Origin of the sequence: Schaalia naturae, assembly GCF_042665795.1 — a bacterium.
GTDB lineage: Bacteria > Actinomycetota > Actinomycetes > Actinomycetales > Actinomycetaceae > Pauljensenia > Pauljensenia naturae.
In genome coordinates, this window is record NZ_JBHTEF010000001.1 from 1,507,710 (window position 1) to 1,520,719 (window position 13,010).

Sequence of the window (13,010 nt, forward strand, 5' to 3'; positions counted from 1 at the left end):
GCCCGGACGCTCCCGAGCTCACGGCCCTCCATGGTACGTGGTCACCGCGCGGCACCGCGCCCTCGGGGACGTCATCGACATCCCCGAGGGCGCGGTGCGTGCGCAGCGATCCGGCGGCTCAGTCGCGCGCCTTCTCGCGCATCTCCCAGGTCTCGACGACGTCGCCCTCGGCGATGTCCTTGTACCCGAGTGTGATGCCGCACTCGTAGCCCTCGCGCACCTCGGTGACATCGTCCTTCTCGCGGCGCAGCGACTGGATCTCCAGGTTGTCCGCGACCACGACGCCATCTCGCACCAGGCGCGCCTTGGCCCCGCGGCGGATGACGCCCGAGCGGACCAGGGAGCCCGCGATGTTGCCGAACTTGCCGGAGTGGAAGACCTGGCGGATCTCCGCCGAGCCCAGGGCCACCTCCTCGTAGATCGGCTTGAGCATGCCCTTCAGAGCCGCCTCGACATCGTCGATGGCCGCATAGATCACGTTGTAGTACTTGATCTCCACGCCCTCGGACTCCGCCAACTCCGCCACGCGCTCCGCCGGGCGGACGTTGAACGCGATGATGACCGCGTTGTCGACCGTGGCCAGGTTGACGTCGTTCTGCGTGATGGCGCCCACGCCTCGGTGGATGATCCGGAGCTGGACCTCGTCGCCCACGTCGATGCGCAGCAGCGAGTCCTCCAGGGCCTCGACCGCGCCGGAGACGTCGCCCTTGATGATGAGGTTGAGGGTGTCGACCTCGCCCTCCTTGAGGACCTTGTCGAAGTCCTCCAGGGAGACGCGCTTGCGGCGCTTGGCCAGCAGGGCGGCCCGCTCGGCGGCCTCGCGCTTGTCCGCGATCTGGCGGGCCGTGCGGTCATCGGAGGCCACCAGGAACGAGTCGCCGGCGCGCGGCACGGACGTCAGGCCGATGACCTGCACCGGGCGCGACGGAAGGGCCGCGGGCACCTCCTTGCCGTACTCGTCGAACATGGCGCGGACCCGGCCGTGGGCGGAGCCCACGACCACCGCGTCCCCCACGTGCAGCGTGCCGCGCTGGACGAGCATCGTCGCCACCGCGCCGCGTCCCCTGTCCAGGTTGGCCTCGATCGCGACGCCGCGGGCGTCCGTGTCGGGGTTCGCCCGCAGGTCCAGGGCCGCGTCGGCCGTCAACAGGACCGCCTCCAGCAGCTCCTTGATCCCGATGCGCTGCTTGGCGGAGACGTCGACGAACATGACGTCGCCGCCGTACTCCTCTGCCACCAGGCCGTACTCGGTGAGCTGGGAACGGATCTTCTGAGGGTTCGCACCCTCCTTGTCGATCTTGTTCACCGCCACGACGATCGGCACGTCGGCCGCCTGGGCGTGGTTGATCGCCTCGACCGTCTGCGGCATGACGCCGTCGTCGGCGGCGACCACCAGGACCGCGATGTCGGTGACCTGGGCGCCGCGGGCGCGCATGGCCGTGAAGGCCTCGTGCCCGGGAGTGTCGATGAACGTGATCGCGCGGTCCTGCCCGTCGACGTCGACCCGCACCTGGTAGGCGCCGATGTGCTGGGTGATGCCGCCGTGCTCGGTGTCGACGACATCCGTGTGGCGGATCGCGTCCAGCAGCTTCGTCTTGCCGTGATCGACATGGCCCATGACGGTGACCACCGGCGGACGCGCCTTGAGATGCTCCTCGTCGTCCGCCTCCTCGGCCTCCAGGTCGATGTCGAAGGACTCCAGAAGCTCGCGGTCCTCGTCCTCGGGGGAGACGACCTTGAGGTCGTACCCGAGCTCGGCCCCCAGCGCCTCGAAGGTGTCCTGGTCCAGGGACTGGGTGGCCGTGGCCATCTCGCCCAGGTGGAAGAGCACCGTGACCAGTGCCGCGGGGTTGACGTTGATCTTGTCCGCGAGATCGGCCAGCGAGGCCCCCTGGCGGATGTGGATCTCCTGCCCGTTGCCGCGCGGGATCGACACGCCGCCGATCGTCGGCGCGCTCTGCTGCTCGAACTCCTGGCGCTTCGCGCGCTTCGACTTCCGTCCCCGCTGGGACCGGCCGCCGCCGCGTCCGAAGGCTCCCGGTGTGGAGCCCCGCCCGCCGCGACCGCCGCGCGGGCCGCCGCCGAAGCCTCCAGCGGGCGCGCCGGTGCCGACGCCGGTCCCGGGCCCGCCGCCCGTGCGGGGACCGCCGCCCCTCCCGCCGCGACCGCCGCCGGGGCGCGCGGGGCGATCACCGGGCCGCGCGAAGTTCGCGTGCCCCGGCATCATGCCGGGGTTCGGGCGGTTCCCACCCGGCCCGGGACGCCCGGGACGGGCGCCGGGGCGCGGACCGCCGCTGCCTGCGGCGCCCGGGCGTCCGGAGCGCTCCGATCCGGGCTGGCCCTGATGCCGGGCTCCGGGACGAGGTCCCGGACGCGGGCCGCCGCTGCCGCCCGGCCGGGGCATGCCCTGGCTCGAGGCATACGGGTTGTTGCCTGGGCGCGGACCGGCCGGCCGGGGGCCGGGACGAGGGGCCCCCTGACGGGGCGCGCCCGAGTGCTCCTGGCGTCCTTGTCCCGCGCCGTGGCCCGACCTCGCGCTGGGCGCCGGACGGGACCCCTGGTGCTCGGACTGGGAGGGCCCGGGATGGGGGGCGGCATGGGTCGTGCTCGAATGCTCCGGACGGTGCGGCGCCTCGTGCCCGCCGTGCGAGCGGGCCGGCTCCTGGGCCGAGCCGGAGCGAGGTGCCCGAGGCCCGGGCGTGGGGTGCGGACCCGTATGGTCCCCGCCCGACCGCTGGCCCGAGGAACGGGCGCCGCCGGGCCGGGCCGGACCCGACCCCTGCTTCCTCGCGTCGGCCGTCCCCTCGGCCTTGCGGGGGGACACCGACTGGTAGTGCTCACGCGCGGACCGCACGACTGGCGGCTCCAACGCGGAACTGGACGCCTTGACGAACTCCCCGCTGCTGCGCAGGTACGTCAAGAGGTCCTTGCTGGTGATTCCGAGCTCCTTCGCGAGCTCGTGGACACGCAACTTTGCCACATCTCTCCTGTTCGGACGCGCCCCCGGACAGGAGGCGCCTCTACTGGTCTTGCTGGCAGCTCATCGCTGGGTACTCATCGGGTGCCCATCGGCTTCCAACCCGCTTCCATCACTCGAGGTCCGGCGCGCCAGGCGCGCCGCTGAATGGCCGGCGATCTCCAGCAGATCCGCCCACACCTGGTCCCCCGCCCCGCGGGTGAGCCTGAGGGAGCGCGTCAGCGCCCGCCGGGAGCGGGCACGGCCGATACAGCCCGGATCCGGATGGACCCAGGCGCCCCGGCCGGGACGATCGCCATACGGATCCACCGAGGCGGATCCGTCGGGGGCCGCTCGCACGCGGATGAGATCCGCCCGCGGGGCCCGTTCGCCGCACCCCACGCAGGTGCGGACCGGGCCCGGGGCTCCCCCCGGTGTCCGACCAGCGTCCATGTGCAGCAACAGCCTCCCCAGTCTAGCCGAGCGTGTCCGAGTCCACGCCGGGCGCCTGTGAGCGACTGGTCACGTCGGGCGGGGCCGACGTCTCCGCGACGGGGGCGGCCCCGGCTTCGACGACCGTGTCGGACATCGACGATCGCGACGCCCGGGCGGTGTCCCCGGTCTCCGCGTCGGAGTGGATGTCGATGTGGTAGCCGGTCAGGCGCGCGGCGAGTCGGGCGTTCTGCCCCTCCTTGCCGATGGCCAGGGACAATTGGAAGTCCGGCACAATGGCCGTGGCCGTGCGCTGCTCCACGGAGTGCACGATGACACGCGAGACGCGGGCGGGTGACAGCGCGTTTGCCACGAAGCGCCCCGGGTCTCCCGACCAGTCGACGATGTCGATCTTCTCCCCGCCCAGTTCCGTCATGACCGTGCGCACGCGGGCCCCCATCGGGCCGATGCAGGCGCCCTTGGCGTTGATGCCGTCGCGCGTGGCGGCCACCGCGATCTTCGTTCGGTGCCCGGCTTCGCGGGCGACCGCCTTGATCTGGACGAGGCCCTGCTGCACCTCGGGGACCTCGCGCTCGAACAGGCCGAGCACCAGCCCCGGGTGGGTGCGCGACAGCGTGATGCGCGCCCCCTTGTCCGTGCGCTCCACCGCGACGATGTAGGCGCGGATGCGGTCGCCGTGCCGGTAGCGTTCCCCGGGGACCTTCTCGGCGTCGGGCAGGACGGCCTCGAAGTCGTCGGCGAGCTTGACCAGCGTCACCCGCCCCTCACGGGCCTGCTGGACGATGCCGGTGACGATCTGGCCCGTCTTCGAGGCGAAATCGCCCAGGACCCGGGCGTCGTCCGCGTCGCGCAGGCGCTGCATGATCACCGACCGCGCGGTCGACTGGGCGATCCGCCCGAAGTTGGAGGGCGTGTCATCGAACTCGCCGATGGGGTTCCCGTCCTCGTCCTCCTCCGTGGCCATCACGGTGACGCGGCCGGTGCGCCTGTCGATCTCGATGCGCGCGCGGGAGATGGCGCCCGGCATGTTGTGGTACGCCTTGAGCAGGGCCTCCTCGATCGCGTCGACGAGCGTCTCCAGGTCGACGCCCTTCTCCTGCTCCACCATGCGCAGTGCCGTCATGTCGATTTCCACGGTCGCCTCACTCCTCAGAGCCGAACTCGACGCGCGGACGCGCCTTCTTCACCTGTGCGTAGGAGATCGTAACCGCCTCGCCGTCCACGTCGAGCGTCGCCGACTCCTCGCCCGCGGCGACGAGGCGGCCCGTGACCTCCGAACGGTCGCGCAGGCACACGCGGATCACGCGGCCGATCTCACGCCTCCAATGGCGCGTCTCGGTGAGTTCGCGCTCCGCGCCCGGTGTCGAGACCTCCAGCACGTACTCGCCGTCGATGGGATCGGCGCGGTCCATCTCCTTCGAGACGGCGCGCGAGACCTCCGCCAACGTGTCCGAGTCCACGCCCCGCACGCCGTCCGCCGCGTCGACGACGACCATGACGACGGGCGTCCCGCCGCGCTGGAGCTCGCGCACGGACTCCAGGACCAGCCCCGTCTCGGCGACCACGCCCTCGAGCAGCCCCCGCAGGTCTGCGGATTCGTGTGCGGCCACGGTCCCTCCCAGGTGTTCTTCGCCATCAGCCCCACGACATGGGCCAGAGGTCCATCCTACCCGTGGGGACATGGGATGATCGGGGGGTGATCCAGTCGCCGTCGCACCCGCCCTCCCCGCGTCCCCACCGCGCTCTCCCGTCCGGGACCCGGGCGGCGAGGGCGTCGCTGGCCGTCGCGGCCGCGCTGGCCGTCGCGGGGACGGCGACGGGATGCGGCATCCATCTGGAGGCTTCCCCGGGGGCGCTGCCCGCGCTGACCGGCATCGCCCTCGTCCGCGACACGAGCGTGCGCGCGGACGCCGCGGCCGCGGATCAGGCCCGGGCGCTCTCCGCGAAGGCCACGGCCTGCTCCTCGTGCCGGGAGTCGCTCGACGCCCTGGCCGCCGCCTCAGACGCCCGCGTGCAGACGCTGGGAGGCGTGTGGGATCCGTGGAACGGGGCCACGCCCGAGGGCGCCACCTCGCCCGAGCCCGTCGCCGACGCCCCGATGGACCCGCAGGCCCTGGCCACCTGGCTGGCCGCCACCGCCCGCCGCGACCTGGAGGAGGTCTCGGGGGACACGGAGGTCTCCGGTGAGGACGCCCGCACTCTGGGCGCGGTGGCCGTGGGACGGCTGGCCTCCGCGCAGCGCCTCGCCGACGCCTACGGGGTCGCCCTGAGCGAGGGGACGGCGGAGGTGGACTCCCTCCAGGCCCGACTCGAGGTCGCGATGACGGCCGGCGGCCAGGGCTGGCGCGGATGGTCCTTCGCCGACGAGGGAGTCCCGGATCCTCAGCCCAGCGCCTCGCCGCTGCCCTCCGACAGCGCGGACGCCCAGAGCTCTGAGGATCTGGCCCAGGCCGTGCGCGTGTGGGATTGCGCGGCTCAGGCCCTCCCTCGTCTGCAGGTGGTGGAGGGGGCGCTCGATGACGCCTCCGCTCGCGCCGACGCGCTGCTCGCCCGCGCCGCCGCGGTGCTGGCGATGGGCGTGTCCGATGCGCGCGAGCAGCGCTGCGCGCTCGCCGACGACGTGGATCTGGCGGGCGTGGACGCCCTGGTCCTGGGCGCGGATCTGGACCTTCTCGCCTCCGATTCTCCCACCGTGCGCGGTATCGGCGCCCAGATGGCCTCCCAGGATGTGCTCGAGTGGGAGGCCACGGGCGACGCCGGTCTGGAGGCCGTGCCCGGGGTCCAGGTTCCCTGAGAGGGTCCGGCCGGGGACGGAGCGGCTGGTCTAGCGTTCTGCTATGGTCGCTTCCCCTCCCCGCCGGATCGCCGGACAGGTCCTCGCCCACGACCTCCTCCGGCTGGAACCGCTCGACCCCGGTCATCTGCCCGGCCTGCGGGAGGCGGCGGTGGGCGCCCGGGACCGGCCCTCGATGGCCGACGTCCCGACGCCGGGGACGATCGAGGCGTTCGTCGCCCGCAGCCTCGCCCGCGCTGAGGACGGACAGTACGTGCCCTTCGCCCAGATCGATCTCGCCAGCGGGCGGATCGTCGGGCACACCGCCTACCTGTCGCCCCGGTTCTTCGCCGACGGGCGGCTCCTGGCCGTCGAGGTCGGCAGCTCCTGGCTGGCGCCGGCGGCGCGCGGCACGGCGCTGAACTCGGCCTCAAAGCTGGTGCTGTTCGCCCACGCCTTCGAGGACTGGGATGTCGCGCGCCTCGACATCAAGACGGACGCCCGCAACGAGCGGGCACGGGCCGGCATCGCCGCGGTCGGGGGGCGGTTCGAGGGTGTCCTGCGCGCCTGGCAGCCCTCGCAGGCCGATGGCGAGGACGGCGTCCCGCGAGACACGGCGATGTTCTCGATCACGGCTGGGGAATGGCCCGGGGTCCGCGCCCGTCTGAGCGACCGGGTCGAGAGGAAGAGGCGGCGGGCCGGCGTGTGAGCCCTGTTCGGGCCGGCGCCCCGCCGGCTGCGCTGAGAGCGTGGTTCGCGTGCGCGCTGGGCGCCGGACCCGAGGTTCGACGCCGAAACAGACTCGTAAAGACCCTCAGATCGCGCCGAACCTCGCGCTCGGCGCCGGAGGCCGTCGCGCGGTGCCCCGAGTCGGGCTTGAACCGACGACCGACGGATTATGAGTCCGCTGCTCTGACCGACTGAGCTATCGGGGCCCTCTCAGGGTACCGGCTCGCGGGCGGGCTCCCGGCAACTCCGCAGGGGCGGCCTCGTCCCACGACACGACGACAAAGCCCCCGGTCTGGAAGACCGGGGGCAGCCGTTCGCTCCGGCGACTGGATTCGAACCAGTAACCGTCCGATTAACAGTCGGATGCTCTGCCGTTGAGCTACGCCGGATCGCGTGGTGCACGGACGATACTAGCGAGGTCCGGCTGACCGCGGCAAATCACGGCGACGTGGCGCACGACTCAGCCGGCGCGCCGGCCCGGGGCTCTCCTCAGTCCAGCCCGACGCCCTCGCGGACCTCGCGTTCCAGGGCATCGGCCGCTGACTGCCCGGGCTTGTCCAGCGGGCCGTCGGCGACCAGCGCCGAGAACAGCCGGCCGTCCTCGCGGCGCCGCACGGAGGCCGTGATCCGCGTCCCGCTGCCGGTGACCGCGGTCTTCTGGACGACCAGCGCATGAGTGACATTCGCAGAGACCTCCGCCATGAAGCCGCCCGGATCCTCGGAGACCGTCGTGGCGGTCAGAGGCGGGCGCGCCGGATCCACCCACACGATCGTGAGTCCGCGCGTCGCCGCGTCCCACCGCGCGTACTGCACCTGGTACCACATCGCGGAATCTGTCACGCCGCCGGGGCCGACCACCACCAGAGCGTCACGCCCCGCGACCGCCCAGCTCCCGTCGGAGAGCTCCTCGGCGGGGCCCAGCGACTGCGGACCGGACACGAACCGGGAGAGCTTCGGGGGCAGGGACGGTCGTTTCGCCATACGCCCAGCGTAACGGGGACGGCGGCGGCGGGCCGGACGGGCCTCCGCGGTCCCGGCGCCGATGCCGGTTGCTACCGTGGTCGCGTGGATCCGCAATCCGAGAGACCCCTGGCGGCGCGTCCCGCGCCCGGACCGGCCGCGATCAGGTCCGATGCGCTGGCCGCCGTGGCCCTCTTCCTGACGTCGGTCCTCACCATGGCGCTGACGAGGATGACCGGGCTGTACCCGCAAGTCCCCGGGCCGGCGGCATCGCTGGCCCTGCTGGCCCTGGCGGTCCTGCCCCTGGCGCTGCGGCGCTCACGCCCGTGGCTGTGCGTCGCGCTGGTGGCGCTCGGGTTCGGCCTGGCGGGCGGCGTCGGGGTCCCGGAGTACCTCATCACCCAGATCTCCCTGTTCACTGGGCTGTACTCCGAGGGGGCGTGGGACCCCGACCGACGGCGGGCGGTGTGGGTGCGCGGCCTCGTCGTCGCGGCGATGTCCGTGTGGCTGCTCGTGTCCCTGTTCCGCGCGACCACGGATCCCGACGTCCTCGACGCCCTGCCGCTGGACGCCTCCGGCTGGTCGTTGTCCCCCTTGGTCGCCTACATGCTCATCCAGCTCCTGACGAACGTCCTGTACTTCGGCGGCGCCTGGTGGTTCGGGGAGAGGGCGTGGGCCTCCGCGTGCGACCGCGCGCGGCTGGAGGACCTGGCGCGCGAGCTGTCCGCCCAGCGCCGCCACGCCGAGCAGCAGGCGGTCGCCCTGGAGCGGGTACGCATCGCCCGCGAGCTCCACGACGCCGTCGCCCACCATGTGTCGCTGATCGGCGTCCAGGCCGGAGCCGCCCGGCTCGCCCTGGAGGCCCGGCCCGACGGCGCCCGCGTGGCCCGCGAGGCGCTGGTCCGTATCGAGGACGCCTCACGCTCCGCCGTCGACGACATGCACTCCATCCTCCACGCCCTGCGCCGGGGCGGCGGGGACGGGCCCGCCGGGGTGCTCGAGGCCGGCGCCGACGACGCCGCGCACCCCACTGCCTCTCTCGGCGTCGACCGTCTGCCCGAGCTCGCCGTCGAGTCCGCCGCCACCGGCGTCCCCACGACGTTCACCGAGATCGGAGCCCCTCTCCCCGTCCCGCCACTCGTCTCTCTCAACCTCTACCGCGTCGCTCAGGAGGCTCTGACGAACGTCCGCCGCCACGACGGCCCCGGGACGACGGCCGATGTCCGCCTGCGCCACGGGGAGGGCTGGGTGGAACTGGAGATCGCGAACACCCGCCCTGCGCGCCGCCTCGCCCGCCCGATGTCCGGGCCCTCGGGTCTGGGGCTCGTCGGGATGCGCGAGCGCGTCGAGTCCGACGGCGGGCGGTTCGAGGCCGGCCCCCTGTCCTCCGGCGGCTGGGTCGTCCGCGCCCGCGTCCCCCTCTCACGCGGGACCGAGTCATGAGGGACGAGGGCGTCGCTGCCGGCCAGGACGGAACGGCGCCCCGGAGGCCTGTGCGCGTGGTCCTGGTCGACGACCAGCCGTTGATGACCGCCGGCATCCGGATGATCCTGGAGACCGACCCCGGCATCCGGGTCGTGGCCACGGCCGCCGACGGAGCCTCCGGCGTCGCGGAGGCCCGACGCACGCACCCGGACCTGGTGTGCATGGACGTCGAGATGCCCGGCGTCGACGGGCTGGAGGCCACGCGCCGGCTCACCTCCGACCCTGGTCTCCGCTGCGCCGTCCTGATGCTCACCACGTTCCAGCGCGAGGAGTACCTGGTCGCCTCCCTGAGGGCCGGCGCCTGCGGCTACCTGCTGAAGAACACCCCGCCCGAGCGTCTCATCGCGGCCGTCCACTCGGCGGCCGCCGGCGACGCCCTCGTCGCCCCCGAGCTGACCGGGGCCCTCATCAGACGGGCACTGAGCGGTCAGGCCCCGTCCGGAGACGCGGCGGAGCCGAGCCTCGCCGCTGGCCCGGACGACCCGGTGGAGGTCTCCCCGGGCGTCGAGCTCACCCCGCGCGAGACGGACGTCCTCCGCCTCATGGCGGAGGGATTGTCCAATGGGGAGATCGCTGCGCGCATGGTCGTGGGGCGCGCCACCGTCAAGACCCACGTCTCCAACGTCCTCATGAAGCTCGGCGTGCGCGACCGCGTGCAGGCGGTCGTGTGGGCGCACCGTCACGGCCTCGCCCGCTGAGGAGCCGCCCCCGTCCCCCGCGGGGAGGATCCGGGGAATTCCCCCGCCAGGGGGAGGCCCCCTCTCCCGGTCACCGCCTACCGTGATCCCGTCACCCCACGAGAGGACGGAACTCATGGCCCTGGCCGTCGAGCACATCACCCGCACCTTCGGCGGGCGCACCGCCGTCGACGACGCCTCCTTCACCATCGTCCCCGGCCGGCTCACCGGGTTCGTCGGCGGAAACGGCGCCGGCAAGACCACGACGATGCGCATCATCCTGGGGGTGTTGGCCGCCGACGGCGGCCAGATCACCTGGCAGGGCCGTCCTCTCGACCCCGCCGCCCGGCGAGGGTTCGGCTACATGCCCGAAGAGCGCGGGCTCTACCCGAAGATGCCCCTGCTGGAGCAGCTCGTCTACTTCGCCCGTCTCCACGGCCTGTCCCGGACCCGGGCCGCGCGCAACGCGGAGGAGTTGGTCGAGGCGCTCGGCCTCACCGAACGCGCGAAGGACCCTATCGAGAAACTGTCGCTGGGCAACCAGCAGCGCGCCCAGATCGCCGTGGCCCTCGTGCACGAGCCGACGGCACTGGTCCTGGATGAGCCCTTCTCCGGGCTGGATCCCCTGGCGGTGGACACGATCGTCACCGTCCTCTCCGAGAGGGCGGCCCGAGGGATCCCCATCCTGCTCTCCTCCCACCAGCTGGACGTCGTCGAGCGCCTGTGCGATGACCTCGTCATCATCTCCCGAGGCAGGATCCGCGCCCGCGGCGGCATCGACGAGTTGCGCGCCCGGCACTCCGGACGCCGCTACCACATCGATGCGGGCACGGACATGGGGTGGCTGCGAGGCGTGCCCGGCGTGGTCGTCACCGAGCTGTCCGGGGACCGGGCGATCTTCGAGACCGACGCCGAGGCGACAGCGCAGCGGGTGCTCCGGGAGTCCCTGGACCGCGGGCCCGTCCACGCCTTCACCCCCGAGGTCCCCCGACTCGCCGAGATCTTCCGCGACGTCGTCGCCGACACCGCCGCCCCGGACACCGACCCGGCCCGCACCGAGGAGCACGCCGCATGACCACCACGACACCGGGGGCGCACGCCCCCCTGAGCTTCTGGGGCGCGACCGGGCTGGTCGCCGCCCGCGAGATCACCTCCCAGGTGCGCACGAAGTCCTTCGTCGTCTCGACCGCGATCCTGCTGGTGGCGGTCCTCGCCTCCGTCGTCGTCGGCGGCCTCCTCGCCGGACGCGATCCCGATCCCGTCCCCGTCGCCGCGACCCCCGAGGTCGCCGGCGCGCTCGCCGCCGTGGCGGAGGGCTCGCCCCTGGAGCCCGTCGAGGTCGCCGACGAGGACGCCGCGCGCGCCGCGGTCCGCGACGGCTCCGTCGACGCGGCGATCGTCCCCGATGCCACCGGCGCCTCGCCCTTGGGGATCCGCATCCTGTCCCTGGACTCCCAGCCCTCCGACGTGGTCGCCGCCTTCACGGTCGCGCCGCCTGTGGACCTCCTGGAGCCCCAGACCTCCGGCGACGGCATGCGTTACTTGGTATCCGCGCTGTTCGGAGCCGTTTTCATGATGTCCGCCATCGGGTTCGGGGCGACCATCGCGAACAACACGATCGTCGAGAAGCAGACGCGCACCGTCGAGATCCTCCTCGCCGCCGTGCCCGCCAGGGCGCTGCTGGCGGGCAAGATCCTGGGCAACAGCGCCCTGGCACTGGGCCAGACGGCCGCGGTGGCCGCCGTGTCCGTCATCGGCCTGATGGCCACCGGCCAGGATGATCTCCTGTCCTTGCTCGGGGCGCCGCTGCTGTGGTTCATCCTGTTCTTCATCGTGGGCTTCGTGCTGCTGGCCGCCATCTTCGCCGCGAGCGCCTCTCTGGTCTCGCGTATCGAGGACTCGGGCAGCGTCCTCATGCCGGCGATGATGCTGACGATGCTCCCCTACTTCATCGTCATCCTGTTCCCGGAGAACCGCCTGGTGATGGTCGTCGCGTCGTACTTCCCCTTCTCCGCGCCCGTCGCCATGCCGGTGCGGCTGTTCACAGGGGATGCCGCATGGTGGGAGCCGCTGGTGTCCCTCGCGGTGCTGGCGGTATCGGCGACCGCGGCCATCGCGGTGGCCGCTCGGATCTACCGGCGATCCCTGCTCAACGTCGGCCCGCGGGTCCGCCTGAGGGAGGCCCTGGCGGCGGGCCGGGTGTGAGGGAGCTGGCTCCTCCGCGCCTCACCGCGCCTCACCGCGCCACGCCGCTCCCGAGGCCGTAGCGTGAGGGATGTCATCGCCCGCACCGCCTCGAGGAGGACCCATGGCACGGATCGCGCTCATCGGAGGACACGGCAAGGTCGCGCTCCTCGCGGAGCCTCTGCTCGTCTCCGCCGGGCATGAGGTCGACGCCCTCATCCGCAACCCCGACCACGCCGGGGATGTCGCCCGCACCGGCTCCGTCCCCGTCGTGGCGGATGTCGAGCACCTCGACCGGGACGGCCTCGCCGAGAAGCTGGCGGGCCACGATGCGGTGATCTGGTCGGCCGGAGCCGGCGGCGGGGACCCGGCGCGGACCCGCGCCGTGGACCGCGACGCCGCGATCCGCGCGATCGACGCCGCAGCGGCCGCGGGCATCGGCCGGTTCGTCATGGTCTCCTACTTCGGGGCCGGGCCCGACCACGGTGTGCCGCCCGCCGACCCCTTCCACGCCTACGCGGAGGCGAAGGCCGCCGCCGACGCCCACCTGCGCGCCAGCGGCCTGGACTGGACGATCCTCGCGCCCAGCGGGCTGACGCTCGGCGCGTCGACCGGACTCATCGACGTCACCGCGACGGAGCCGGCGACCGTCGCCCGCGGCGACGTCGCCGCCGTGATCGTCGCCTCGCTCGATGAGCCTGCCACCGTGCGCCGCGCGATCGCATTCAACACCGGCTCGGTGCCGATCGCGCAGGCTCTGGCCGGCCTGGCGGGCTGACGCCCGGCGGGGAGG

The 13,010-nt window shown here is 73.2% G+C and carries 12 protein-coding genes and 2 tRNA genes; 7 read left to right on the plus strand and 7 right to left on the minus strand.

Going from position 1 to position 13,010, the window contains the following annotated elements; genetic code table 11:
• Positions 1 to 118 precede the first annotated feature (118 nt).
• From infB to ACFQWG_RS06685, 4 genes are read right to left on the minus strand one after another with little or no spacing between them, the layout of a single operon-like run.
• The gene (gene infB, locus ACFQWG_RS06670; RefSeq protein ID WP_380973445.1) at positions 119 to 2,980 is read right to left on the minus strand and encodes a translation initiation factor IF-2; all 2,862 of its coding nucleotides are present in this window, start codon (positions 2,978 to 2,980) and stop codon (positions 119 to 121) included.
• A 60-nt stretch (positions 2,981 to 3,040) separates the two neighbouring features.
• Complete coding sequence (locus tag ACFQWG_RS06675; protein WP_380973448.1) at positions 3,041 to 3,409, minus strand: YlxR family protein; 369 nt, start codon at positions 3,407 to 3,409, stop codon at positions 3,041 to 3,043.
• A gap of 22 nt (positions 3,410 to 3,431) precedes the next feature.
• Entirely contained in the window at positions 3,432 to 4,544 is a 1,113-nt protein-coding gene (gene nusA, locus ACFQWG_RS06680) for a transcription termination factor NusA (RefSeq protein WP_380973451.1), read from the minus strand.
• Positions 4,545 to 4,551: 7 nt separating this feature from the next.
• Positions 4,552 to 5,019, minus strand: coding sequence for a ribosome maturation factor RimP (locus ACFQWG_RS06685; protein ID WP_380973454.1), 468 nt, complete (start codon positions 5,017 to 5,019; stop codon positions 4,552 to 4,554).
• Positions 5,020 to 5,105: 86 nt separating this feature from the next.
• Here ACFQWG_RS06685 and ACFQWG_RS06690 point away from each other — a divergent pair, with 86 nt between their 5' ends.
• Together ACFQWG_RS06690 and ACFQWG_RS06695 are read left to right on the plus strand one after the other, a co-directional pair.
• Positions 5,106 to 6,203 (plus strand): hypothetical protein, encoded by a 1,098-nt coding sequence (locus tag ACFQWG_RS06690; protein ID WP_380973457.1) that lies wholly within the window; start codon positions 5,106 to 5,108, stop codon positions 6,201 to 6,203.
• 43 nt (positions 6,204 to 6,246) lie between these two features.
• Positions 6,247 to 6,891: a GNAT family N-acetyltransferase gene (locus tag ACFQWG_RS06695; protein ID WP_380973460.1), complete on the plus strand. Its 645-nt coding sequence runs from the start codon at positions 6,247 to 6,249 to the stop codon at positions 6,889 to 6,891.
• 152 nt (positions 6,892 to 7,043) lie between these two features.
• Here ACFQWG_RS06695 and ACFQWG_RS06700 read toward each other — a convergent pair.
• From ACFQWG_RS06700 to ACFQWG_RS06710, 3 genes are all read right to left on the minus strand, one after another.
• A tRNA-Ile gene (locus ACFQWG_RS06700) sits at positions 7,044 to 7,117 on the minus strand.
• Between the two features lie 111 nt (positions 7,118 to 7,228).
• Positions 7,229 to 7,300, minus strand: a tRNA-Asn gene (locus ACFQWG_RS06705).
• 100 nt (positions 7,301 to 7,400) lie between these two features.
• Entirely contained in the window at positions 7,401 to 7,892 is a 492-nt protein-coding gene (locus ACFQWG_RS06710; protein WP_380973463.1) for a hypothetical protein, read from the minus strand.
• 84 nt (positions 7,893 to 7,976) lie between these two features.
• On the opposite strand from ACFQWG_RS06710, the gene ACFQWG_RS06715 reads away from it, so the two are divergent.
• From ACFQWG_RS06715 to ACFQWG_RS06735, 5 genes are all read left to right on the plus strand, one after another.
• A complete protein-coding gene (locus ACFQWG_RS06715) occupies positions 7,977 to 9,314 on the plus strand; it encodes a sensor histidine kinase (RefSeq protein ID WP_380973466.1) in 1,338 nt (445 codons plus the stop codon).
• A complete protein-coding gene (locus ACFQWG_RS06720; RefSeq protein ID WP_380973468.1) occupies positions 9,311 to 10,054 on the plus strand; it encodes a response regulator in 744 nt (247 codons plus the stop codon). The genes ACFQWG_RS06715 and ACFQWG_RS06720 overlap by 4 nt, the downstream gene beginning before the upstream one ends.
• Positions 10,055 to 10,169: 115 nt before the next feature.
• Entirely contained in the window at positions 10,170 to 11,108 is a 939-nt protein-coding gene (locus ACFQWG_RS06725) for an ABC transporter ATP-binding protein (RefSeq protein ID WP_380973471.1), read from the plus strand.
• The gene (locus tag ACFQWG_RS06730) at positions 11,105 to 12,238 is read left to right on the plus strand and encodes an ABC transporter permease (protein WP_380973474.1); all 1,134 of its coding nucleotides are present in this window, start codon (positions 11,105 to 11,107) and stop codon (positions 12,236 to 12,238) included. Before ACFQWG_RS06725 ends, ACFQWG_RS06730 begins: the two co-directional genes overlap by 4 nt.
• 103 nt (positions 12,239 to 12,341) lie before the next feature.
• A complete protein-coding gene (locus ACFQWG_RS06735; protein ID WP_380973477.1) occupies positions 12,342 to 12,995 on the plus strand; it encodes an NAD(P)-binding oxidoreductase in 654 nt (217 codons plus the stop codon).
• Positions 12,996 to 13,010 lie beyond the last annotated feature (15 nt).